The sequence below is a fragment of the Rhodopirellula sp. MGV genome (assembly GCF_002251265.1).
In the GTDB taxonomy this organism is placed as follows: domain Bacteria; phylum Planctomycetota; class Planctomycetia; order Pirellulales; family Pirellulaceae; genus Stieleria; species Stieleria baltica_A.
The window spans coordinates 33,783-56,996 of sequence record NZ_NPDI01000044.1 but is presented as its reverse complement, the minus strand read 5'-3'; the positions used below and the strand labels follow the sequence as shown (position 1 = coordinate 56,996).

Annotated in this window: 21 protein-coding genes and 1 tRNA gene; 4 read left to right on the top strand and 18 right to left on the bottom strand. The window is 54.9% G+C overall.

Annotated elements, in window-relative coordinates; all coding sequences use genetic code 11:
- The first annotated feature begins 95 nt into the window (after positions 1-95).
- Complete coding sequence (locus CGZ80_RS16035; RefSeq protein WP_143543966.1) at positions 96-1,211, top strand: hypothetical protein; 1,116 nt, start codon at positions 96-98, stop codon at positions 1,209-1,211.
- A gap of 2 nt (positions 1,212-1,213) precedes the next feature.
- Here the strand turns inward: CGZ80_RS16035 and CGZ80_RS16030 are convergent, their stop codons facing one another.
- From CGZ80_RS16030 to CGZ80_RS28030, 5 genes are all read right to left on the bottom strand, one after another.
- Positions 1,214-2,104 (bottom strand): M28 family peptidase, encoded by an 891-nt coding sequence (locus CGZ80_RS16030; RefSeq protein ID WP_094416231.1) that lies wholly within the window; start codon positions 2,102-2,104, stop codon positions 1,214-1,216.
- Between the two features lie 18 nt (positions 2,105-2,122).
- Positions 2,123-3,211: an ADP-ribosylglycohydrolase family protein gene (locus CGZ80_RS16025; RefSeq protein ID WP_233148461.1), complete on the bottom strand. Its 1,089-nt coding sequence runs from the start codon at positions 3,209-3,211 to the stop codon at positions 2,123-2,125.
- Between the two features lie 33 nt (positions 3,212-3,244).
- Entirely contained in the window at positions 3,245-3,658 is a 414-nt protein-coding gene (locus CGZ80_RS16020) for a hypothetical protein (RefSeq protein WP_094416228.1), read from the bottom strand.
- A 141-nt stretch (positions 3,659-3,799) separates the two neighbouring features.
- Positions 3,800-4,165, bottom strand: coding sequence for a hypothetical protein (locus CGZ80_RS16015; protein ID WP_094416226.1), 366 nt, complete (start codon positions 4,163-4,165; stop codon positions 3,800-3,802).
- Positions 4,166-4,184: 19 nt separating this feature from the next.
- Positions 4,185-4,337, bottom strand: a complete 153-nt coding sequence (locus CGZ80_RS28030; protein ID WP_158249845.1) for a hypothetical protein — start codon at positions 4,335-4,337, stop codon at positions 4,185-4,187.
- Positions 4,338-4,450: 113 nt separating this feature from the next.
- Here CGZ80_RS28030 and CGZ80_RS16010 point away from each other — a divergent pair, with 113 nt between their 5' ends.
- Positions 4,451-4,927 (top strand): GNAT family N-acetyltransferase, encoded by a 477-nt coding sequence (locus CGZ80_RS16010; RefSeq protein WP_094416224.1) that lies wholly within the window; start codon positions 4,451-4,453, stop codon positions 4,925-4,927.
- 26 nt (positions 4,928-4,953) lie between these two features.
- On the opposite strand, the gene CGZ80_RS16005 is transcribed toward CGZ80_RS16010, so the two are convergent.
- The 13 genes from CGZ80_RS16005 to CGZ80_RS15940 all read right to left on the bottom strand — a co-directional run bounded on the left by CGZ80_RS16005 (position 4,954) and on the right by CGZ80_RS15940 (position 19,367).
- Positions 4,954-5,586: a hypothetical protein gene (locus tag CGZ80_RS16005; RefSeq protein ID WP_094416222.1), complete on the bottom strand. Its 633-nt coding sequence runs from the start codon at positions 5,584-5,586 to the stop codon at positions 4,954-4,956.
- Between the two features lie 57 nt (positions 5,587-5,643).
- Entirely contained in the window at positions 5,644-6,768 is a 1,125-nt protein-coding gene (locus tag CGZ80_RS16000; RefSeq protein ID WP_233148459.1) for an AAA family ATPase, read from the bottom strand.
- Entirely contained in the window at positions 6,759-7,331 is a 573-nt protein-coding gene (locus CGZ80_RS15995) for an RNA 2'-phosphotransferase (RefSeq protein WP_233148458.1), read from the bottom strand. Before CGZ80_RS15995 ends, CGZ80_RS16000 begins: the two co-directional genes overlap by 10 nt.
- Positions 7,332-7,363: 32 nt before the next feature.
- Positions 7,364-7,924 carry a hypothetical protein gene (locus CGZ80_RS15990; RefSeq protein WP_094416218.1) on the bottom strand — a complete coding sequence of 187 codons (561 nt, stop codon included), beginning with the start codon at positions 7,922-7,924 and terminating at the stop codon, positions 7,364-7,366.
- 75 nt (positions 7,925-7,999) lie between these two features.
- Positions 8,000-8,401 (bottom strand): hypothetical protein, encoded by a 402-nt coding sequence (locus CGZ80_RS15985; RefSeq protein WP_143543965.1) that lies wholly within the window; start codon positions 8,399-8,401, stop codon positions 8,000-8,002.
- 128 nt (positions 8,402-8,529) lie between these two features.
- Entirely contained in the window at positions 8,530-9,462 is a 933-nt protein-coding gene (locus tag CGZ80_RS15980; protein ID WP_094416214.1) for a methyltransferase family protein, read from the bottom strand.
- A gap of 207 nt (positions 9,463-9,669) precedes the next feature.
- Positions 9,670-11,676: a DUF5060 domain-containing protein gene (locus CGZ80_RS15970; protein ID WP_094416210.1), complete on the bottom strand. Its 2,007-nt coding sequence runs from the start codon at positions 11,674-11,676 to the stop codon at positions 9,670-9,672.
- A 265-nt stretch (positions 11,677-11,941) separates the two neighbouring features.
- Positions 11,942-12,015: transfer RNA gene (locus tag CGZ80_RS15965), tRNA-Met, on the bottom strand.
- Positions 12,016-12,304: 289 nt separating this feature from the next.
- Positions 12,305-13,729, bottom strand: a complete 1,425-nt coding sequence (locus tag CGZ80_RS15960; RefSeq protein WP_233148457.1) for an NAD(P)(+) transhydrogenase (Re/Si-specific) subunit beta — start codon at positions 13,727-13,729, stop codon at positions 12,305-12,307.
- A gap of 63 nt (positions 13,730-13,792) precedes the next feature.
- The gene (locus tag CGZ80_RS15955; protein WP_094416208.1) at positions 13,793-15,337 is read right to left on the bottom strand and encodes a Re/Si-specific NAD(P)(+) transhydrogenase subunit alpha; all 1,545 of its coding nucleotides are present in this window, start codon (positions 15,335-15,337) and stop codon (positions 13,793-13,795) included.
- 36 nt (positions 15,338-15,373) lie between these two features.
- Complete coding sequence (locus CGZ80_RS15950; RefSeq protein WP_233148456.1) at positions 15,374-16,966, bottom strand: glycerol-3-phosphate dehydrogenase/oxidase; 1,593 nt, start codon at positions 16,964-16,966, stop codon at positions 15,374-15,376.
- A complete protein-coding gene (gene glpK, locus CGZ80_RS15945) occupies positions 16,963-18,459 on the bottom strand; it encodes a glycerol kinase GlpK (RefSeq protein ID WP_094416206.1) in 1,497 nt (498 codons plus the stop codon). Before glpK ends, CGZ80_RS15950 begins: the two co-directional genes overlap by 4 nt.
- Before the next feature lie 434 nt (positions 18,460-18,893).
- The gene (locus CGZ80_RS15940) at positions 18,894-19,367 is read right to left on the bottom strand and encodes a YkgJ family cysteine cluster protein (protein ID WP_094416204.1); all 474 of its coding nucleotides are present in this window, start codon (positions 19,365-19,367) and stop codon (positions 18,894-18,896) included.
- A 551-nt stretch (positions 19,368-19,918) separates the two neighbouring features.
- Here CGZ80_RS15940 and CGZ80_RS28295 point away from each other — a divergent pair.
- Both CGZ80_RS28295 and glgB read left to right on the top strand, forming a co-directional pair.
- Positions 19,919-20,626, top strand: coding sequence for a ribonuclease HI (locus CGZ80_RS28295; RefSeq protein WP_198953710.1), 708 nt, complete (start codon positions 19,919-19,921; stop codon positions 20,624-20,626).
- Between the two features lie 68 nt (positions 20,627-20,694).
- Entirely contained in the window at positions 20,695-22,950 is a 2,256-nt protein-coding gene (glgB, locus tag CGZ80_RS15930) for a 1,4-alpha-glucan branching protein GlgB (RefSeq protein ID WP_094416202.1), read from the top strand.
- Positions 22,951-23,214 lie beyond the last annotated feature (264 nt).

Sequence of the window (23,214 nt, the reverse complement as noted above, 5' to 3'; positions counted from 1 at the left end):
TCAAATATCGGGCGATCGACAAGTCAGGGCTCAGCAACGACAACACCAACTACGGTCTGGTCGGCAGCATGACTTGGTGCTTCTTTTCCAACAACATGCCGATGCGCCCGCCCGAGGACTGCTACGCGATTCACTGCACCTGGGAAATGTGCGTCAATGAATTGATCGAAGTCACCGAAATCACCGATGCAGACGAATACGCGCCCCTGCTACGCCACCTTCCACCTGACGAATATGACAACGCACGAATTGTCCGTGTCGCCGAACTGTCGCCAAAACTAAACCGCGACCATCGGCTGGTCGCCATCGCCACCGCATCGCATGACGGGAACAACGGCTGGATCGTTCTCGACGGGAACAAATGCACTTGGTATTCGCCAGATGACTTTCCCGAGGACGAGAACGACGAATCGATCTTGCGAATCCATCTCGGTCGATCGCTACTAGGACTGACCGCCCCGGTCGATCGAAAGGCTGCCTTGCGCAACAAACCAGCCCCCTTCCCTGCCGATAAATTGATTGCGGGTTATGAAACACTTTTGGAAGAACTCGCAACCGCATCCATCGAACGCACCGCTTCGCTGCTAGCACGCAACGGCCTAATTCAAAAACACCTCGAAGATTATTTGGACGCGATCGAATCGACGCCTTCGGGAGACCGACATACCGCACAACAGCTCGCTTTCGAACGTTGTCTCGCAGCCGCCGAGAAGTTGCCAGACGCCAAACATCCAGAGGTTTATGACTCGTTTACTTTGTTTGGCAACCAATTTGAAGCGTACACGACCAGACTGGCTGAACTTGGCGAGTTCGAAAAGGTCGTGAGGCTCATTCAGCTTTTCGATCCGCATTGGCAACACAACTTGGGCTTCGGAATGCTCGGCAGAGCTGCGTTTGTCGCCCAAGACTGGGACTTGGCCGAGTCCTACTTTTTGAAATTGAAAGAGGGACTCGACACCTATTTCCGATGCGATGAAATGAGCCAGCTCGCAACCATTTGGCACGGCCGAGGAAATCACGATGCGTCGTCGAAACTGCTTATCGATTGCCTTCGCGGAACACAAACCACTTTCCTTGAAAGCGAGTACTTCTCCGACCGCGAAATGCACGCCGACGAGTATCGTGTCCATCGCGAAACGCTTCAGCAATTGTTTCCCAATGCAACCGAGATTCTCCAGCAACAAGAACTGCCATTCGACCTAGTTCCATAGATCTATCCGAGCAGTTTTCGCATCGCTCCAGCAACGCCCAAGGTCACTTCGGTCATCCGCGGATAGTCGAGCGTGTCCGGCGTATCGGTTGCCTTGTGGTAGTTCGGGTTCCGTAGATAACTGGTATCCGTCAGCATCAACGCCGGGTAGCCCTGGTCCCAAAACGAGCTATTGTCGCTCAAACGGATCTCATTAATTTTTTCTGGCAGACAGATCGAGAAAAACGGCATCCGGCGTGTTCCTCGCTTAAACCCACGCCGAAACTGCCAACACAGCTTCCACGATGGCAGATTGCCAACCGCCGCCAAGAAGTTGCCACGTTTCGGAAAGAACCGATGCATCCATTTTGGAATCCCGGGCGGGATGGACTGCGATCCTTCCTCGAGACGATAGTAACCAACCATTTCCAGGCACAGCATCCCAATGATCTGGTCGCCACGTCGTTTCGACTCGCGGGCATGGTATTGGCTACCCATCGAATCGAAATTGAAATACGGAGGCTCTTCGCACGCAAAGGCAACGTACCGCGCGGTTCGTTTGCCAGAATGCTCGCGCAGCAATCGGCTGACTTCCAGCAATACCGCGACTGCGGAAGCATTGTCGTCGGCACCAGGCGTACAAAACACCGTGTCGTAGTGGGCGCCTAACAACACGATTTGCTCCGAACGCCTGCTTCCTTTCTGTTCGACGATCAGATTCGTCGCTTCCTTTCCTTCTGCGTCATAACATTCATGTGATACGCCATAGCCCATCTCGGCCCATTGGGCGTCCAAATATCCAATGGTCGCTTGGATCGTCTTCGGATGATCCAACGTTCGCGGTCCAATCAGACCCGCTAAACGGTCAACGTGTAGGCGGAGGTTCTGCTCGATAGAGTCTCGATCGATTTGCATTGCAAGTTTCTTCGGCGGCTAGTTCGATGACTGATGAGACAGCGTACGATCATACGGAGGGGCCAAGCGACGAAAACCGTGGAACAAGACGACGAGCAAGAACAGAACGTTTCGAAAGACAACACTTACTGGGTTGACCTTCGGTGCTTGGATGCGGTGTTGACCTTCACCCCCAACCGCAACAGTCTGGCCAACATGCCGCATCCATTTCACGCTTCGCGGCCATTCCCAAAGGTCATTCAACCAGTTCCCAGGGATTTCTTTTTCGCCTGTCCGCGACCCCACGATCCCTCCTACGATTGCGGCGACCGTATCAGCATCTCCGCCGCATTCGATCGCCGCAACGACGGCTTTTCGGTAGTCGTCAGGACTTGAAAGCCAAGCATGAATCGCGATCGGCACGGTGTGATAGACATACCCTGTTACACCACGCTCGAGGCCAACCTGCCTCGCAAAATCAACAGTCGATTCATTACGCTCGACGCTCGCGATTGCAGACTGAAGCAATTCGATCCATTCGTCGCAGTCGCCCTTCGTTGCGTCGATCACTCCATCTAACCAACACCTTGGATCAATCACTTCAGATTCTCGTGCGTGCTTCGCTGCCAAGGCAACTGCAATCGCACCATACTCGGCCTTGGGGTCGGTGTGCGTCAAATACGAAGAGCGTTGCACCAGCTGCAAAAGCAGAGAAACATCATCAACAGCTGCCCCGAAAATTGCCGCTCGCATCGCGGGACCATTCCCCGCTGAAAACACGCCTGCTTTGCTTGGGCCTCTCCCCAGCCACAATCTAATTCCCGCCTGAGCGGTTGCTTTGCCGACTCCTGCTGGCAAAGCGAACAGCCACCATCGCAAACGTCGCGCAAGACATTTTCCGAACAGTTCAACATCCATCCCAGATTCGATCAGCGACTGCGCAACCATGCAGGTGTGCTCGGTATCATCCGAGATCATGCCTTTGGCAAACAAAAACCGATAGCGACTTGGAGCGCCGAGCATTCTTCGTGCGCGAGACGGAGTCAGCCCTTCGTACGGCAACCCCAACGCATCGCCAACCGCGGTCCCAAGGATACATCCAACGATCGCATCAGTCTTGTCCCGCACTACCATCCTGAATCACCCTACCGATCAAAGAACTCACTGCCTTGTCCAATTGTAACCAGGCGTTGTGTTCACCGTGACCGGCTCCAACAGGTCGATGTTCCAGTGACGGATCGTTCTCAGGCGAACATCGATTGGAATCCAGGAACTGATGTTCCCCCCCAAGATCTCGACAAGCGTTCCAGACTCCAACGCCGCATCGAACAATTCGTAAATCAATTCGGCCTCTACATAGTTGTCAGACTCAAACTCCGTGGCCCAATACGTCCCTCCACTTCGCCAAAAATACCACTCCACCTGAACGCTATAGCTGGTCGTGTAAAGCGGAATCGAAGTTTGTGCTTGAGCTTGCGGTGCCACCAAGAACGATGCCGCGATCAAGCACAGCGGGGCGAAGGTTCTTGCCAGAAAACCAGGCGTTTTGATCTGCAACATTTTCAACTGCCACATGGTACGGTACTCACTTCAAAAGAGATCAGGTCAGCGTACGAGATCCAGACGCTCCTAACCAAGCGGATTCGAAGTCGAACCGTTACGCGAAAAACGCCCGCTGCAAACCGATCGTTGCAACGGGCGTCTTGTGAATTTCGCTTACTTGCGTTTTTTCTTTCGCTTTACCCTCAGTCGTTTCCAAACCATTCGTCCGGTTTGTCGATCAAGCCGAACCAATTGGTGTCGCCGGGTATCGAAGACCCTGATTCCACCAAACGCCCGTTTGACGTAAACGAACGGCAAGCAAACTGCGACGACTTTGCTTGGGTTGCCAGCGTCTTGAGGTTTGTAAACAGAACGAATTGGTTCTTCAGCTGAAACAATGCCTGCTGAACAACCCCACAAAAACGAAGGAAGCTCGATCATCTCATTCAGAACCGTGACGAAGTCACCGGGACGAATGTCTTCTCCTGCGACTCGCGTCACAACCTGCGTCGAAAAGTGGTTTTCGGTGGTCGTGTCCATCGATGTTCTATGCTGTGTGTCATTGAATTGTTTCCTCACCATTGACCAACGTCATGGCGGTCTCGATAAAAGGCGTCCACGCTACTTGGAAACGCGCGGCGCAATGAAGTATTGAAAAATCGACTGACGCATCGCTGAACTCACCGAAGCTGCTGGAAATCGGGCCGATCATTTCTAGAATCGGTACAGCCACCAAATTTGCTGGCTCGTAGTATTAGTCGCAAAGTTGCTGTTCCAGGTTCGCATCCGTCGAGAAAGTTCCCTGTTCCCTTCGCAAAAAAGAACATGTGCAACGAGTCACGATTCTGCATTCGAGCGTTCGAACCAAGCGACGCGGCCGATTGTTTGATGCTGTTTCGCAAGTGTGTCCATCGTGTCAACATTCGCGACTACACGAAGGAGCAAGTCGATGCTTGGGCCCCCGCAGAAATCGATCAAGACGCATGGCGAGAACGGTTTAATAGCCGATTCGCCTATGTAGCGATCGAAAATAACTCGGTGGTTGGCTTCACCGACATGACCAAAGCAGGACATCTCGATCGACTGTTCGTGTCGGCAGACCACCAAGGTCAAGGGATCGCGCGACGCCTGGTCGAACAGCTCATTCATGACGCCGAAACGGAAGGCATCGAAAGCATTAGCACTGACGCCAGCATCACCGCCAAATCCTTCTTCGAAAAAATGGGCTTCGCTGTCGTCACCGAGCAATCGGTCAATTGTCGCGGCGTCCGGCTCACCAACTTTCAAATGCGACGAGGGTGAGCACTAGACTTCAATCGCTAGTGGATCTACTTCTCTGAATCAAGTAGCAGCACGCCATCGGTGATTTTCATGATTGCCAAGCCACGCTTTCCGTCCGCGTCGTGCTTGGGTAAGCCGACTCGCGAATCCGCGGAACCGATCAAAAACCAACGGTCCATAGGAACACGCATGGTGCTTTCGATCGAAAGCGGTGTTTGATTCTGTATGCGCAATTGCACTTTGATCTGTAGCTTGTCCTGCTCGGTCGTATTCAAAAGCGACGTTAGAACACTCATCTGGCCATATCGAGATTTTCCGGTCACCGTCGATGGCTGGCCAATTGTCACCGCTGCCGTCGCACTCCCGGCCCGCACCAGTCGCCCATAACCCGCCTCCGTCAATCCGCCGCTCGCTGGCCCTGAGTAAGCCTCGCGATTGGCGTCGTCGGATTCGATCAACCAAATGACTTGATAAGTCACGTCCTGCGTCGGACCGGCAAACATGGCGGAGTCGTCAAAACGAGTTGAACCCGGACCAGCGTTCGGCTCCTGTGCAAATGTCGACGCAATTCCGACCATGGCACACGCGATCACACAGACAAGTTTCTTCACAGCAACATCCTTCGAAACGGTAGTTTGGCGTTCTAATTCGACAGCGGCGGACGAAAGAAGTTCCCCCATTCTAGCGGGAATCGAAGATAACTTTCCGGGATCGCAATGCCGCTTCTTTTTTTCTGCTCATCGGCTTGGCCACTTCCATCCGTATTGGCTCAACAGATCGCCACCAGCAATGACTGTTTCGCCGCCGACTTTCTCCAATTGAATAGGAACGCAAACGTCGTCTTCCTCCAATAGTTCGACCAGTCTGGCACTATGGCTGACAACCACAATTTGGCTATTCTCAGCAGCCTTCTTGATCAACTTTGCCAACGACGGCATCAACTCAGGGTGCAAGCTGTTTTCCGGCTCATTGAGGACGAACAGTGCTGGAGGCCGTGGTGTCAAAAGTGCCGCAACAAGCAACAGGTACCTCAACGTCCCATCCGATAATTCCGACGCAGTCAAATCACGCTTGATCCCCGGCTGCTGCAGACTCGCCTGCAACCCAGAATCGAGACAATCGATCTTCAGAATCGAGCCAGGAAAAGCGTCATCAATTGCATCCAATAGCCCATCCGCATCACCAATCTCGAAGATCGTTTGTAACGCCGCAACCAAGTCGCGCCCATCACTCGCCATCACCGGAGTGAATGTGGCAATGGACGTCCGGCGTGCTGGTGAGTCTGCATCAACGCGGAACGTATCATAGAATCGCCACGAACAAATCAGTTCCCGCATCACAACCAACTCGGGTGCGTTGAAGGGATCCGAGTATTCCGAAAGCATGCTTCCATGCCGCGACAACGGCAAATCGACATCCTCCCATTTTCCTGAACCACCGCGACACCGAAGCGTCCTCACTTTGCGATCAACGCAAAGTGCCTTGGGGTCCATCCCAACACCCCGCCACAAACACTCGCGTTTCATTTCAGGGTCGCCGTCGAAGGCCGAATGCATTGGAACCGGCAGACCAAGATCGAAACAGTAGCTATAAGGATCAGCCGTAAACCCCAATCGTACAGCGACAGGATCTTTCTTGTTCTTCTTCACCCCCGCCCAAAGAATCGACTCGAAACCGCCTTCTCTTGCGATCGATTCGCCAAGCCGTCCCGCCGCAGCATCGGCGATCAACTTCAACGCGCGATAAAGATTTGATTTCCCGGTCCCGTTCGCACCGGTGATCACCGTCAACTGTCCGAGCTGCAAAATGATAGATCGAATCGACCGATAACCAGAAACCGCAATTCGATCGATCACTCGCATGCTCCTACAGGAAACGCCAGATAGGGTTCCGGCACCGCGTCAACCAACCAAACGCCATTGGCAGAGAGAAAGAACACGTGCCCGTCGGCAAACATCGTTGCTGCATCAACCGTCAATACCACCGGTTTGCCGCGTCGCGAGCCGACTTTCTCTGCAGTAACTCTATCACTTGATAGATGAACGTGGTGCCGAGACCGTTTCTGTAATCCTTGTCGACGAATACGTTCCAGAAATGCCGAAACAGTGCCGTGATAGAGAACCTTGGGAGGCTCCGCCGCATCAAACAAGAGATCGACTCCCGCCACCGAATGCCCTTGATTCGCGCGAATACGAAGCCCATCGTCACTCAACGCAAACCGCTTTTTGTCGTTGTTCACAATCGCCTCGTGGACTTGCTCCAACGTCAACGACTTTCCGTGCGTGTTGGCTTGTGAAATCAATGCCTCAATTTCAACCCACCCCTCCGAGTCCAACTCGACACCAATCACGTCTGGCCGGTGCCGAAGAACCAGGCTCAAAAATTTACTCACCGCTACCAAGTTGTTTTTGTGATTCATACTCATGAGTCTATCGAGTTGACTCGCTTGGCAGGCTGTCAGGCAGCGATGGGTGGCGGAGTTTGTTCCGCATCCGATTCTGGCCGCGAAGACGAAGCCGACTCCAACAGCCCACTGGGAAGCATTCCCAATGTCCCGTTGATCGTGACACAGGTGTTCGGAGGCTGAATCCGATTGAGACGCCAATCCAAACGCTGCCAAAACGAGAGACTTCGTTCCCATTCCTTGATCGCCGTACGCAGCACAAGTTCTTCGTCGTTGGAATGATTAACCACGTCAGCGAGAATTTCCAACGCACCGCTTGGTCTGCCAGCCAGCAGCACCGCCGTCGCATAGTTGATCTTGACGGAGTCTTCGATTCCGGGACGCAGCATCGTTGTGTTATGAAGCAAACACATTGACTTGTAGAGTTCGACAGCGGATTGAAATCGTCCAGCTCGGATAAAGCAAACGCCTAAGACGTCTCGCTGCTTGGGCGTACATGACATCGCCTGCAAAGCATCACATGCGGTGGCATAATCCCCCGCCGCGATCGCTTGGATCACTCGCGAAGGCAACTGACTGGACGGTTGCTTGGGAACACGGTTGATAAAAAACATGGGAAATCATCCTTCAAGTAAGGTGAAGATCGATTGAAATCAAATGAGGAAAGCGCAACGTGGTCGTTGCCGTCCCTAGATTTGCAATCGAATTCCCATTTCGCAGAGCGTTGGCAGCCCAAAGCAGACTGCCGACGTTTTGACAATCGCGAAACGCCCGAACGGCAGTCGCCTTTCAATCGCGACGACGCTTCCTTCATGCAGACGCTCAGATTCCGTTTCATTGTCCGCCGATGAGTTGACGGGCTCAGACGTACGCAACGCATGAGTTTCGCTCTCGGCACCTACTGGCTGCCAAACGCCATTCTTAACCGCCGCAAAATTCTCCGGCGAGTGCTCAAAGTTCCCTGCCTTTGTGCCTACGGCTGGCGCTTGAATATCGCAAGAAGCAGCGACAACGTTCAATCCGGCGACGAAAACACCGAGTCCCAGAAGGATCAGCTGAAAGACGACTCGGTGAAGGGAAGAAGGCCGCATTGAACGCCCACTCGATAGAGTGGCCTGAGATAAATCGTTGTGTCCCACAATTGCATTATCGAACGTTGACCACAAAAAGCAATTGATCGAATTCACAAATCGTTGAGGGTTGGCAACCGTTGAGACGCTCACAGCTTGGGGGACGTGCTCCCAGAAGGCAATCGTCTTGGCACCCATACACCGACCTGATCGCGATACCGCGTGTATTGATCACCAAATCGCTCAGCGAGATCGTCTTCTTCGGCAGGACGGACAAACACATGCCAGACAAATACACCAATCAAGCTGTACGCAATCACCGGCAAACTGCCTAGTAACCATCCCATCGCACATCCCTGCAAGATTCCCGCGACCGCCATCGGGTTCCGCACGTAGCGATAGGGCCCGCTGACCACCAGCTCCGGTGCCGACGCCGTAGGCAACGGTGTTCCACCTCCGCGTGATACCATCGACCAACCGCACCAAATTCCAAGGCAAGAAGCCAGAACGAAGAGGACCGCCGAAAGACTCGTCTGATACGAATGACTAAATCGAGGCCATTCGAGTTCTGCCTGCAATTCGACAATTGCCATCGGCAAGACCCAAAGGAACGTTCCCCAAAAAATCAGGATCTGAAAACAGGTTGCGATCAAAGCCTGTCGGTGTGACATCGTCGCGACCCGAAACGCTGCCGGACCGGTATCGCGATTGCCGATCGCGGTTGCCATTGCCAACGACAATCCTGACATGCATACCATCATGGCTGCAGCTTTCCACGCTTCTCCTGTCGCCACGCTCGCTGTGAGACAGACGAGCGTCGGGTACCAACAAACTGCGGTGACAATCCAAACCGCTTGCCTCGCCCATCCGCTCCGCCGCCAAACGCCTATCGCTGCGACCGCCGAACCGATGACAATCAACAAGAGATCGGCAACCGAAAAGACGTACAAACTGATTGCCGGCCACTGGCTCGGCCAAAACCAGAACACACTCCAAGGTGCCATCAACAGTACCAGCCACCAAGCGATCACTCCCAACGCTTGAATGGCAAAATACGAGGCAACAACTTTTCGCGAGTTCATCAACGGTACCGTGAGAAGACGACGGAGACTGCGTTTTCAGGCATCTTTTCAGCTCTGGCTCGACAAGCGACCGCTAAGATGCGCCCTCCAGAACCAACCGCAAAACCAGTTGACCAGGCAACGATTGGTCCAATTAGTTCCGTGACGAGCGGCGAGTTGAAATAACTCGAGTCAACGTCCTCATCAATCCGGCGGTAGTACTCGCTGTTAGCGTTTCCGAACGACAGCCAGCCAATCCAGATCGATGTCATTCGGCGGCAATCCTATGCGAACAACAGAACCGCCAACGACTTCAGCGGTCTCGCCTGACGTTAACTTTCCGCCGCTTCGTGGGTTGTACCACTGCACGGCAAAATTGCCGGGCGCTTCGCTTAGATCCAATTGATGCGCACCGCCCTCTGGAAGATACACCAGATAGAGCTCGCCAGATTTTGCCAAGCAATATCTCGAATTGTCATGGCGCAAGTTGTCGACCAACGCATCCGCATTGGTCATTTCCCAGAACGGAATGTCGTGACCTTGAAAGAACGAAAGCGCGTGACGGCAATAATCCCAACTGCGGTCCCGGCTTCGCCAATCCTCGCACACGATGTCATTCTGATCGAATTGGTAGCCGAAATAGTATTCGTTCCCGGCACCGCCACCCATCAAATGCCCCCACAACGTTTGCTTGCGAACGGTGTGCTCGTCGTAGACAGTGGTCCCCTGCCGGTCGCGACCATCAAATCCGTTGTAGCCAAGATCCGGACATTGGGCATGAGCGGCACTCCCTGATTCGTCAAACGCAACAATCCATGGCCGCCCCGAAGCAGCCGATGCCTCAACCCACTTCACCGTCTGTGCATGCGTCGTTTCAAGTTCGGAATTCTGTAGTGAAACCCCGGTCAGCTTCGATTGCTGACCAAGCAATGGCTGATACACCTGATCCTGTGCTTCCGGATAGGTGTGCACAACGATGTGATGGTCGTATGCGTCCAGTCCGGCGATGTAGTCGATCATTGCGATTTGCTGAGCCGTGGTTTGTGTGTTTTCTTCGCCGAGATTCCAATTGAGCGCCATCTGGTGTGCGAACCTGGCGATCAGTTCACGGCAGTACAAGCGTCGCTGCGGCCCCAAATTGCCGCCGTCGAGTGACTCAGCGATGAACGCGGCCTTGCGTGGCCCTTGCACATGGTCATCGTTTTCTGTTTCCTGCATTTTGAAGTGCAGGTACATCCCGCGATTTGTGCCGTGATCAAAGACGATGCCCCACTGGTCAAGTTTGCTGCAGTCGTAATGGAGCTTGTCGTCGCGATCGATGAACGGCCAAACGTTGTCACCGTCGCCGCCCGCGTTGTAGGTCAAAAACGAGAACACGTTGCATCCCTTACCAGACAAATAGTTGATCGCGCCAATCAATCCTTTGCCCTTGCCGTCTTTCCACGTCGGGTCACCAGTCTGCCAATCGCGAACATGTGGTGCCCATTGCTTTAAAGGTGCCTTTCGGGGATTGCCGGCAACCGTGTTGTCGAAATCCGTGTAAGCGAGCAACGTCTCCGGCGCGTCGGCCCCCGCTTTGATGAAGTACTGGCCGGACCCGAGATGACGAAGGTAGTGCTTACCTACATAGGCCAGGCGACCGGCGGAGCGAAAATCACGCCCTGATTTATCGGACTCGCCCACCGTGAACGTCCCGCTGACTCCGTCGTACGGCGCAAGTTTTTGGGAGGCGTGATTCTCATCCAATGCACAGTGATGACCGCTACGAAATGAGATTTGCCAATCCCACTCCCCAACGCGATCCGGTGCAAAATGGGCTCGCCACACGTTTCCCGATTCGGCTGAACTGTTCGCAGCGTCTCCGTCCGCGGCGAAGTAGCCTGGAACCGTGTACGTCGCACCATCGCGATGGGTAAACGTGACGGACAAACAGTGATCGGTGAACGGATTCGGGACGTTGTCTTGTTCGTGGGCAAACGGCCCCGATTGAGTCAGCGTGATCTTGTGCCAACGCTTGAGCTCACCGGCGACAAGGACGCTGCCATCGCCGTCTTTCCCGCGAGGCAGTTGCAGCGGCAAATCACTGACGGGCGTCGTTGGACTGGTGTTGTGATCAACCGAAGCTCTTGCAGTTTCCTCCGCACAAAGCTGCTGCCCACTGCCAAACAAGCCAATGGTTGCGAACGCAAAACAACACAGGCCGACCAACGCGTTGCGAACGAGCACACCGTTCATAGAAAAGCTCTCGAAAGAATCGGGCGTTCCGGGGAATTTGCCTGGCGCCACAAGCAAACTTGCAAAACCAAGTCACACGGCACGTTGATTTTAACGCCCCCACACTCAGCCAACTTGCTTTCCTGCACTCCCACTACCCGAAAGCACTCACGGGAATTCAGCAGGCCCCGTATGCCGCTGCGTGCGCATACGAAAAAAGGCCAGCGTGAGAACACGCTGGCCTTTTTAAGTTGTTGTCACTTTTGCAGCTACTAAAGCGACGAAGTTGCGGGAGCCGGATTCGAACCGACGACCTCGAGGTTATGAGCCTCGCGAGCTACCGGGCTGCTCCATCCCGCACAAGGAATATCGTCGATCGTCCCTTCGGCGCCCAGGGGTTCTTGCGCGATTCTGTGAAATTCTTGTGAGCTATTTTTTTGCCCGACTTCGGCGCGAACTTGTCTCGTCAAACGCAAGTCCAATTGCGAATCTTGATCAACTTTCCGGTCAGATAAGGGCCACTTGTAACGTCCAATCCACCCGAGTCGAACCGCCGGTCCCCCTCATTCGTTGAGGTGCGAAGCGTCTTGTCGTTGGATGTCGATTCTCAAACGCGTTGATCGAAGAGAAGAAACTCTTTCGGAAGTGATCAGCGTTTTAATTTTTGCAGCAGCGCGTCGACATTTTCTTTGGCATCGCCGAACAACATCCAGGTGTTCTCTTTGTAAAACAGCGGATTGACCACCCCGGCATAGCCGGTCGCCATCCCCCGCTTCATCACGATGCAAGTCTTGGCCGTCCAAACTTCGATGACCGGCATCCCGGCAATTGGACTATTCGGATCATCAAGGGCCGCCGGATTCACGATGTCGTTCGCACCGATCACCAAAATCGCATCGGTGTCGGACATGTCTTCGTTGATCTCGTCCATCTCCAAGACAATGTCGTACGGCACATTGGCTTCTGCCAACAACACGTTCATGTGCCCTGGCAAACGCCCCGCAACCGGGTGAATCGCGAATCGAACTTCTTTGTTCTGGCCTCGAAGCGTTTTGACAACCTCGGCAAGCGAATGCTGTGCTTGTGCGACGGCCATCCCATAACCGGGCACAATCACCACGCTTTGGGCGTCTTCCAACGTCGAAACCGTCTCGTCCAAACTGATTTCGCGAACGGTTCCTTCGATCTCCGTCTGACTGGACGAGGTTCCCGTACCAAAGCCACCCATGATGACGCTGACGAAGCTTCGGTTCATCGCAGCACACATGATGTACGACAAGATCGCACCGCTGCTGCCAACCAGTGCCCCGGTCACAATCAGCAAATGGTTCTTCAACATGAAACCGGCTGCCGATGCCGCCCATCCGGAGTAGGAATTCAACATCGAAACCACGACCGGCATATCCGCACCACCAATCGCCATCACCATGTGGATGCCAATCAGCGAAGCGATCGCCGTCATCAACAACAGCGGCACCATCGCCGCAGACGTTTCCACTTGGCAAAACCAAACCCCAAGACAGACACAAATCGCCAGGGCGGCCAAATTGACCAGGTGACGACCGGGGATCAGCCACGCGTTGCCGCTGATCGTGGCCTTCAATTTCAAAAACGCGACGATCGACCCGGTGAAAGTAATCGCGCCAATAAACACGCCCACGAAAATCTCTATCTCGTGGATCGTCTGCTCGCCCGGCGGGACATTGATCGCCGGATCCAAATGGCTGGAGATCCCAACCAGAACAGCGGCTAGTCCAACGAAACTGTGCAGTAGTGCGACAAGCTCAGGCATCCCTTTCATCGGCACACTTCTTGCCAACACGGCACCGATCAAAACGGCAGGCGTAATCGCAATTGCGGTTACCCCATACCCGCCCTGCATCAAACCGAAAACCGTCGCGACCAGTGCCAACAACATCCCGGCAATGCCCAAGTGGTTGCCGCGGCGCGCAGTGGATTGATTCGACAGCCCCGACAGACTGAAGATAAACAAGACACCAGCCACCAAGTACATCACCAGCGCGGCGGATTCGTTTAAACCGATCTCTTGGGACGCGACCATGCTGTTGACCATGAATCTTCAAGACTTGAGTGAGACGAGGGAATCGGTCATCGAATACGTCACTGCGGTGTGCTGTTAACCGTCTAGTTTGCGAAACATCTTCAGCATCCGCTGAGTCACCAGAAATCCGCCAGCGATGTTAATCGTGGCGACAAAGATCGCGATCGCTCCCAACACCGAAGCCACCGGATGATCGGTGCCGGCTTGGACCATCCCGCCGACAATGATGATGCCGCTGATTGCATTGGTCACGCTCATCAATGGGGTGTGCAGCGCCGGCGTCACGTTCCAAATTACCTGCCAACCGACAATGCATGCCAAAACGAAGACAGTGAAATCCGTCAAGACGCCTCGATCTTGCGTCATCACCAGCATTGCCAATAGCGCAATCCCGGCGATTGTCAACACCACGTCGATCACGCCACGCTGTTTTGCAATTGCCGGCGTTTTCTGTTGGCCTTCTTCTGGTTTCGCTGGCGCAGCCGCTGAAACGGCAACTGGAGGTGGCGGCCAAGTCACTTGACCTTGATGAACCACCGTCGCACTGCGTATCACGACGTCGTCCATGTCGATTCGGAATTTTTCAGCACCGCCCATCTCGTCCAACAAGTGAAACAAGTTGGTTCCGTAGAGCTGGCTGGACGTGTGTGCCAAGCGACTCGGTAGATCGTAGTATCCGACCACATGGACGCCTTCATGCTGGATGACCTTCCCTGGTACGGTGACTTCGCAATTGCCACCCTGCTCTGCCGCCAAATCAACCACGACACTGCCATGCCGCATCGACTCGACCATCGAAGTCGTGATCAACGTCGGCGCCGGCTTTCCTGGGATCAGCGCCGTCGTGATGATGATGTCGACGTCTCGTGCTTGGTCAGCAAACAAAGCCATTTCCGCATCAATGAACTCCTTGCTCATCGTTTTTGCATAGCCGCCGCTGGTCCCACCGTTCTCGTCACTTGGGAATTGCAGGTACAGAAACTCTGCTCCCATACTTTTGACCTGATCGGCGACTTCGGGACGGACATCAAACGCCCGAACGATCGCCCCCAACCCCCGCGCGGTTCCGATCGCGGCAAGCCCCGCGACCCCAGCACCAATCACCAGCACACGTGCGGGAGGAACTTTCCCTGCCGCAGTGATTTGCCCGGTAAAGAATCTGCCGAACAGTCCAGCAGCTTCGACAACCGCCCGGTAACCTGCGATATTCGCCATCGAACTGAGCGCGTCCATCTTCTGCGCCCGACTGATTCGCGGTACCGCTTCAATCGCCAACGCATTTGCACCGCGCTCGGCAATGCGGTGAAGCAAATCTTCGTTCTGTGCGGGAGCCAGAAAACCGACAACAGTCTGCCCGTTGCGAAGTTGACCCAGTTCATGCTCGCTTGGTCCGCGAACTTTTAAAACGATTTCTGCGTTCCCCCAAATCTCTGTGGCGTCGGAACAGAGAATCGCCCCGGCGTTTTCATAGGCAGCATCCGGGAAACTTGCCGCGGCACCGGCATTTCGTTCGACAAGCACTTCGAAACCAAGTTTCTCGATCAAGCGCCGAGTGGTGTCCGGAGTCGCGGCAACACGTCTTTCGCCATCAATGACTTCTTTGGGGATCCCAACTTTCATTCCCTGACATCTCCTCGCGAGTCCGAACAGGTTCTGTCACGACATCAAATGACGCGGGTCATAGACGGCCGCCAACTTATTGAACGCGCTGATTTGCTCTTCAACCCAGGCTTCGTCCATCCCGAGCTCAGCCGCCATCAGTTTAGCGACCGTTGGTGCTGCCCGTATTGCCGCGGCGGTGTTCAGAAACAACGCCCGCGTTCGTCGTGCAAGCGCATCTTCCACATGGCGCGCCATCTCGTTTTTTGCCGCCCATACGATTTCAGCTCCGGTGATGTGCAACGACTCGTCGATCGGTGCGGACAATTCAGGTCGCTGATGTTCGATCGCCTCGATTTCAATCAAATCGGTACCGTAATGTGACCTAGGATTCGCCGAGACCGATGTCGCGCCATGAACGGCAAGTGTTTTTGTCTGACACGGAGACGCGGCAAGCTTTGCTTGGTCGATTGCGTGATCCACACAGTCCTCTGCCATCTTCCGCACCGTGGTCCACTTTCCGCCGGTGATCGTGATCAACCCTGACGGCGAATCGCGGATGACATGATCGCGCGAAAGCGCCGACGTCTTCTTTCCCGATCCTCCACTGGTGTCGGCTTTGACAAGCGGCCGAATCCCGGTGAACACGCTCTGCACGTCGTTCAGGGTCGGTGTTTTTGTCAAGTAATCCGACGCGGTGTCCAGCAGGAACTGAATCTCTGCTCGCTGAGCGGTTGGCTCTGGTACCGCCTGAGGAATCGCCGTGTCTGTCGTTCCGACGACTGCGTGTCCATGCCACGGGACGATAAAAATGACGCGTCCGTCAGATGTTTTCGGAACGATCATCGCGTGATCGCCGGGAAAGAACTCGATCGGAAGAACCAAGTGGATCCCTTGGCTCGCCGCGACCATCGGTTCAGCATCTGACCGGTCCAAGCGACGCACCTCGTCACAAAACGGTCCCGCGGCATTGATCACCGCTTTGGCAAACACGTCGTGGGATTGTTGCGATTCCATGTCGCGAGCGACAACGCCTTGAACCCGACCGTCATCGTCTTTCAACAGACTTTCCACGGTCACATAGTTCGCCGCGCAGGCACCATATTCGGCAGCCGTTTGCAGCATGTTGATCAGCAAACGTGTGTCATCGAACTGGCCGTCATGGTACACGACGCCTCCGTAAACACGTTCCTCGCGGATACCAGGTGATTGCTTCAGCGTCGCACTTTTCGAGATCAAGTGTGACCTGCCAAAACTATTGCGTACCGCCAGCAAGTCATACGCTTTTAGCCCCGCGCCATAAAACAACCATTCACGCAGGCTCTTGCACGGGATCACAAACGCGCGATCGTGTACCAAATGCGGAGCGTTGTTCTTGAGCAAGGTTCGTTCATGCAACGCGTCATGCACCAAGGTCAGATTGCCTTGCTTCAAATAACGCACACCGCCGTGGACCAGCTTTGTACTTCTGCTGGACGTACCGCTGCCGAAATCAAAACGTTCGAGCAATACCACGTCCAATCCCCGGCTGGCCGCATCCATTGCGATCCCGACTCCAGTTGCCCCGCCGCCGATGACGGCAAGGTCCCAAGGTTTACAACGGGTCGCGATCTTGGTGATCGACGCTTGCCGATCCAATTGAATCGTCATGCGTTCGTTCTCTCCCAGTGCTGCGATCGACGCAACGCTTCCGCCCAGCGTTCCCGACGATATTCGACTTCGCTCTGCTTCATTGACGGCTCGAATCGGCGTTCAACTTCCCAGACCGATTCGATTGAATCGATCGACGGAAAAAATCCTGTTGCTAAGCCCGCGAGATACGCCGCCCCCATCGCGGTCGTCTCTGTGATTTTGGGCCGGACAACCGGCGTTTGCATGATGTCCGCTTGAAACTGCATCAATAAGTTGTTCTGTGCTGCGCCCCCGTCAACACGCAATTCATGGATCGATTCGCCGGCGTCGTTTTGCATCGCGTCCAGCACGTCGGCGACTTGAAACGCAATGCCCTCGAGTGTCGCTCGTGCGAGGTGCGCTTTCGTCGTACCACGTGTCAGCCCGACGATCGTCCCACGGGCTTCTGAATCCCACTGCGGTGCCCCCAATCCGCTGAACGCCGGCACCAAGTAGACTCCATCGGTGTCTTCGACAGTCGCTGCCAAGTCCTCGATGTCGCTGGACGATTCGATGATGCCCAGTCCGTCACGCAGCCACTGAACCGCCGCACCGGCGATGAACACGCTGCCTTCGAATGCATAGCTGAGTGACGCGTTAGGACTGGCGGCGACAGTCGTCAGTAATTTGTGCCGGGATGCTTGGGGCTGATCGCCCAAGTTCATCAACATGAAGCAACCGGTGCCATAGGTGTTTTTGGCCATGCCGGGTCGAGAGCAATTCTGTCCGAACAACGCGGACTGTTGGTCTCCCGCAGCACCGGCAATCTTGATCACGCCGCCAAACAACTCGCTATCTGTTTCGTCGTAAACACTGCACGCCGGGCGAATCTGGGGCAACAATTCACGCGGAATTTTGAAGAGTTCCAATAGCTCGTCGTCCCAACTTCCAGTGTGCAGATTCATCAACATCGTCCGCGACGCGTTGGTGATGTCGGTCATGTGCAATCGACCACCGGTCAGATTCCAGATTAGCCAGCTGTCGATGGTGCCAAACGCAAGTTCACCGCGTTCGGCGCGTGCCCTGGCGCCAGATACATTGTCCAAGAGCCAGCCGATCTTGGTTCCACAGAAATACGGATCGATCAGCAGCCCTGTCTTGTCTTGAACGATCTCGTTTGCACCGTCGGCGATCAATCGCTGACACTCCGGCGACGTCCGGCGGTCCTGCCATACGATTGCGTTGTGAATCGGTTGCCCCGTTTTGCGATCCCACAGCAACGTCGTTTCGCGTTGATTGGTCAGTCCGATGCCGGCGATCTGGGACGCATCAATTTTCAATCGGTCAAGAAGTTTGCGTGTGACATCAAGTTGTGATTGCCAGATCTCATTGGCGTCGTGTTCGACCCAACCCGATTTTGGGAAGTGCTGCTTGAACTCTTGTTGTTCGATCCCACAGATATGTCCGTTCTCGTCCACCGCGATCGCGCGTGAACTAGTGGTGCCTTGATCCAAAGCAACGATGAAACCCATTGAAGTCCGCCAAACCAAGAGTGTCGTGCAAAGAGAGCGACATGCCGCGGTGCATTCCGCGATCACGCCACTTGCATGATAACAAACTTCCAAGGTGGGCTGCGGACGGCAGCGAGGTTGCAAAATGGTTCGCGATCGCGAAAGAAAGCACGCAACCAAGAGCGTGATGCGGATGATTGAATAAACCCCATCAGCCGAAACGCGATAGCGTGCGATTAGGTGTCTTCATCCCACTGCTCGTGCGCAGGCTCCGCCTCGCACGCATCTGTCTCGCAGGCTCCGCCTGCCATCTCACCTACCAAAACAAAAACACATCGCCAAAGCCGACGCTCAAGCAAAACCACGAAACCGCTGGCTATCGCCAATGCGGCTGATTGAATACACCCATCAGCCGAAACGCGATGGCGTGCGGTTAGGTGTCTACGCGTTGCCGTTCAAACGCTTTTCTTTTTGCGTTGCACTTCGATTTCGTCGAACGAGTAAAGCTTGCCTGTACCGGCGCCCGGACAAACGTCACAGGTCTCTTTCCAATCGCGTTTCGTTTTCAGTGTCGAATCCCAGAACGGCCAGGTGCGGCATTGAATCGGACGTCCTTCGTAGACGAGGCAATTCCGTTTTTCGGGATCCAACAGGATGCAATCACCATCAGGGTACTCACGCAGACTTTTATCCACGCCAACCTTGCGTATGAACTTTGCTTCGAAGTCATCGACGGACAGCTTCATCTGCACGGCCATCGATTCGATCTCTTCTTCGTCAACCCACACGTAGCCGGGTTCGCCGCTGCAACATTGACCACACTGCGTGCATTCGAAACTCAGGCCGTCGCGATACCACGGCGATTTTTTATCAGCGCGTTGCTTGGGTTTCGAACTTGATTTTTTAGAAGGCTTTTTGGAGTCCGACATCGGGGGACATTTAACAGGTAAGAAGAGTTGAACGGCGATTCGCAACAACGTGATTTAAAATCCAACAACGCGATTGCAATCACGCCACCAAATGCGATTGCAAAGGTCGCGAATGAAGCAACGACGAAGGCGTCGTTTTGAAACGGCACCGATTGTATCGAATGCTCGTGTCTTGCCATCAGGGTTGAGTTGGGGCAAACGAATTCTTCTAGACAAACTTTGGCGGCGTGGCAGAGTTTGACGAGTCCATTAGTGCGACGCCGAGACTGCCTGCCCCTCCCAATTCGCGGGCAAGCCTCGGCGTCTGTGTCTGCGGTCGCGACCTTGCCCCCCTCCCGCAAAGGTCAGGCCGCCGGGCACTGTCCGTTTGTCGTCTCTCAGTTCGATGCCATGGACCGACCGCGTGTCAGTACCGACACCAGTTTGGCCGCCCCAATCCACTGGAGTCACGAATCGTGAAGCTATCAGATCCGACTGAAGCCACCGATCCGAGAGTGATCGAGAGCAACCGAGCCTTACACAATCCTCCCCTTGCCGTGCCAAGTTTTGGAATGCCCTCTTCTATTGGACGTACGATTCAGACCCAGTTCCTGCTGGTTTGCGAAGCCCAATCCACGACATTGACCGACGGTCAATGGCGTTTCGCACTCGAAGACAGCAAGGGCCAACTGGTGCTCGATGCTGAGGACCGTGATTTCGGTGACCTCAACCGACTCACGTTGCTTGCGGCGGTCCGCGGGCTCGAAGCGATCGACGGGCCAACTTCGGTGACGCTCTTGAGCACTAACCGATACTTGATCCGGTCGCTTTCGCAGTCTCTTCCGCGCTGGCGACAAAACAACTTTGTCTGGGAACACTTCGGCCGTCGCGTCGCTGTCCAACATGCGGACTTGTGGCGTCGTGTCGACCGTGCCCTCGACATCCATACCGTCCAGGCTTGCCTGGTCAGTTCTTGCGTGGTCGGCCGCGGGTCGGACGAGGCTGGTACAAAAAATGCAGCCCTTCCCGAACGTCCGGCACCACGGCAAGCGTTCATCGAACCAAGCTTGCGGATCGACACGCCCGCAGCACCGGGGCGCCGGCCCAGCATTGTCCCAGCTCCCAGTTCACGACTGAGACGCCTGCTTGCGACCGATGCGGCATCATCCGAGCTCCGAGACGAACACGGAATACCGACCTTCGACGGACCGACAGAGCGACGCTATGCCACAGCGAAACGCCGAGGTCGATTCACCGCCGAAGATCTGAATGCCGAATAAAACGGTTGCAGAGCGACCAAGCAGAACGTTTTCTATCCACCGACTGACAGACTTTTGGATTCTGGGACATGCAAACACAGGTCAACCTTTCAGAGTTAGGACGACTGATTGACGGTCACCTGGAAAACCCTTCCTCTATTCTGGGACCGCACACGGTTGACTATCGTGGTGGAAAGGCGATCGCTGTACGCAGCTTTCTACCCGATGCACAAGCCGCTTGGGTCATCGACCGAATCAGCGGAGTGCGCCGTCCGATGCGTAAATTGCACCCTGCGGGCTTTTACGAAGCCATTTGCGAGGGTGTCATCGACGCCGGCCGAATCGAACATAATGATGCAGCCACCTCCATTGACCACGCTACCTACCGAATTCAAATGGCTGATAAAAACGGAAAAGTGACCGAAGTCGCAGACCCTTACGCGGTGCCTTCGATCATGAGCGACTACGACCGCTACCTCCTGGGCGAAGGCAAAAACTACCGCCTGTTCGACACGCTTGGGGCGCAGCTGCGCACCGTCGGCGATGATGACGGCGTGAACTTCGCCGTCTGGGCACCGAACGCTCGCGTCGTCCAAATCGTCGGCGACTTCAATGGCTGGGACGGTCGCGCCCACGTTGCGAAAATGGACCAGTCGGTCGGCATCTGGGAATTGTTTATCCCCGGTGTCACCGTCGGCCAAAAATACAAATTCCGAATTCTTGACCAACACGGCCAATGGGTCGACAAAACTGACCCGGTCGGATTCGCCGCCGAACTTCCGCCACTGACTGCATCGATCGTCAGTGACCTGAACAGTTTCCAATGGGGCGACAACACTTGGATGGAACAACGCGCGGAAATGAATCCGATGCACGTTCCGATGAATGTTTACGAATGCCACCTCGGCAGCTGGCAAAAAGGCCCAGGACGCACGCACGGCTGGCTGGACTATCGCGATCTCGCTCACCGCTTGACCGATTACTGCCATCGCATGAATTTCACTCATGTCGAATTGCTGCCAATTACCGAACACCCCTTCACGGGTTCGTGGGGCTATCAGACGGTCGGCTATTTCGCGCCAACGTCGCGACATGGCAGCCCTGAAGACTTCATGTACTTCGTCGACTACTTGCACCAACACGACATCGGCGTGATCGTTGACTGGGTTCCGGCCCACTTCCCCAAAGACGGCCACGGACTGCGACGCTTCGACGGTTCAGCGCTCTACGAGCACGCCGACCCACGTCAAGGCGAGCACCCTGACTGGGGCACGATGATCTTTAATTTCGGTCGCAACGAAGTTCGCAACTTCTTGGTTGCCAACGCATTGTTCTGGCTAGAGAAATACCACATCGATGGTTTGCGTGTGGACGCCGTCGCGTCGATGCTGTACCTCGACTATAGCCGCGAAGCCGGCGAGTGGATTCCGAACCAATACGGCGGTCGCGAAAATCTTGAGGCGATCGAGTTCCTGCGTGAATTCAACGTCGCCGTTCACGAACACCACCCCGGCGTTGTCACGATCGCCGAAGAGTCGACGGCGTGGCCAGGTGTTTCTCGCCCGGTTTATGATGGCGGACTCGGTTTCACCTACAAGTGGAACATGGGCTGGATGAACGACACGCTGACGTACATGCACCGCGAGCCCGTTTACCGAGGTCATCACCAAAACGATTTGACCTTCAGTATGATCTACGCTTTCACCGAGAACTTCATGCTGCCTTTGTCGCATGATGAAGTGGTTCACGGCAAAGGCGCGTTGCTGAGCCAGATGACGGGCGACATGTGGCAAAAGTTTGCCAACCTGCGTTTGCTCTACAGTTACATGTGGACGCACCCCGGCAAGAAGTTGCTGTTTATGGGTGGCGAACTCGGCCAATGGAACGAGTGGAACCATGATGACGGTCCCGACTGGTTGCTGTTGGATTTCGAATCGCATCGCGGCATCCAAGAGCTGATCTCTGACCTAAACCGTGTCGTGCTAGAGAACCCCGCGTTGCACGAGTTGGACTTCACGTCCGACGGCTTCGAATGGGTCGACTGCATGAACTGGCAGGACAGCACGCTCATCTTCCTTCGCAAAGGCCTCGAAGGTACCGAGCCACTGTTGGTCTGCTGCAACTTCACCCCCGTCGTCCGCCATGACTACCAAGTCGGCGTCGACAAAGAAGGTTTCTGGAAAGAGATCTTCAACAGTGACAGTGACCGTTACGGCGGTTCCAACGTCGGCAACTACCCTGGTGCCAAGACCACCGGCGTTGGCCACCATGGTCGCAAAGACAGTATCAGCGTCACGCTACCGCCGCTGGGTGTCACGATCTTCCGCCGCGAAGTTAAAGCGTAGCCACCGCTAGCAGGGCACAGTCCTTGTAACCTAAGTCAACTCTGCACATTCAATCAACGACGAGCCGCGTCACCCCCAGGCGATGCGGCTCGTTTATTGGCAGTGACTTCTTTTTCGCGCCCGCAAAAACGGCCGATCAAATCCACGCGTGAAATACCCGTCAACGGCGCTCGACAACAGTGCTATGATGGAACACGCTACCGTTTCGCTGATTGCGGATTCTTGTAGACGAAATTCCGCATCCTGTTCGTCCAACCGGTGCCC

What these genes read in the sequence shown, in the direction of transcription:
- CGZ80_RS16035 (WP_143543966.1), top strand. Translation starts at nt 96, where the DNA reads ATGCCGATGCGCCCGCCCGAGGACTGCTACGCGATTCACTGCACCTGG.
- CGZ80_RS16030 (WP_094416231.1), bottom strand. Translation starts at nt 2,104, where the DNA reads ATGCAAATCGATCGAGACTCTATCGAGCAGAACCTCCGCCTACACGTT.
- CGZ80_RS16020 (WP_094416228.1), bottom strand. Translation starts at nt 3,658, where the DNA reads ATGTGGCAGTTGAAAATGTTGCAGATCAAAACGCCTGGTTTTCTGGCA.
- CGZ80_RS16015 (WP_094416226.1), bottom strand. Translation starts at nt 4,165, where the DNA reads ATGGACACGACCACCGAAAACCACTTTTCGACGCAGGTTGTGACGCGA.
- CGZ80_RS28030 (WP_158249845.1), bottom strand. Translation starts at nt 4,337, where the DNA reads ATGATCGGCCCGATTTCCAGCAGCTTCGGTGAGTTCAGCGATGCGTCA.
- CGZ80_RS16010 (WP_094416224.1), top strand. Translation starts at nt 4,451, where the DNA reads ATGTGCAACGAGTCACGATTCTGCATTCGAGCGTTCGAACCAAGCGAC.
- CGZ80_RS16005 (WP_094416222.1), bottom strand. Translation starts at nt 5,586, where the DNA reads ATGGGGGAACTTCTTTCGTCCGCCGCTGTCGAATTAGAACGCCAAACT.
- CGZ80_RS16000 (WP_233148459.1), bottom strand. Translation starts at nt 6,768, where the DNA reads ATGCGAGTGATCGATCGAATTGCGGTTTCTGGTTATCGGTCGATTCGA.
- CGZ80_RS15995 (WP_233148458.1), bottom strand. Translation starts at nt 7,331, where the DNA reads ATGAGTATGAATCACAAAAACAACTTGGTAGCGGTGAGTAAATTTTTG.
- CGZ80_RS15990 (WP_094416218.1), bottom strand. Translation starts at nt 7,924, where the DNA reads ATGTTTTTTATCAACCGTGTTCCCAAGCAACCGTCCAGTCAGTTGCCT.
- CGZ80_RS15985 (WP_143543965.1), bottom strand. Translation starts at nt 8,401, where the DNA reads ATGCGGCCTTCTTCCCTTCACCGAGTCGTCTTTCAGCTGATCCTTCTG.
- CGZ80_RS15980 (WP_094416214.1), bottom strand. Translation starts at nt 9,462, where the DNA reads ATGAACTCGCGAAAAGTTGTTGCCTCGTATTTTGCCATTCAAGCGTTG.
- CGZ80_RS15970 (WP_094416210.1), bottom strand. Translation starts at nt 11,676, where the DNA reads ATGAACGGTGTGCTCGTTCGCAACGCGTTGGTCGGCCTGTGTTGTTTT.
- CGZ80_RS15960 (WP_233148457.1), bottom strand. Translation starts at nt 13,729, where the DNA reads ATGGTCAACAGCATGGTCGCGTCCCAAGAGATCGGTTTAAACGAATCC.
- CGZ80_RS15955 (WP_094416208.1), bottom strand. Translation starts at nt 15,337, where the DNA reads ATGAAAGTTGGGATCCCCAAAGAAGTCATTGATGGCGAAAGACGTGTT.
- CGZ80_RS15950 (WP_233148456.1), bottom strand. Translation starts at nt 16,966, where the DNA reads ATGACGATTCAATTGGATCGGCAAGCGTCGATCACCAAGATCGCGACC.
- glpK (WP_094416206.1), bottom strand. Translation starts at nt 18,459, where the DNA reads ATGGGTTTCATCGTTGCTTTGGATCAAGGCACCACTAGTTCACGCGCG.
- CGZ80_RS15940 (WP_094416204.1), bottom strand. Translation starts at nt 19,367, where the DNA reads ATGTCGGACTCCAAAAAGCCTTCTAAAAAATCAAGTTCGAAACCCAAG.
- CGZ80_RS28295 (WP_198953710.1), top strand. Translation starts at nt 19,919, where the DNA reads ATGCCCTCTTCTATTGGACGTACGATTCAGACCCAGTTCCTGCTGGTT.
- glgB (WP_094416202.1), top strand. Translation starts at nt 20,695, where the DNA reads ATGCAAACACAGGTCAACCTTTCAGAGTTAGGACGACTGATTGACGGT.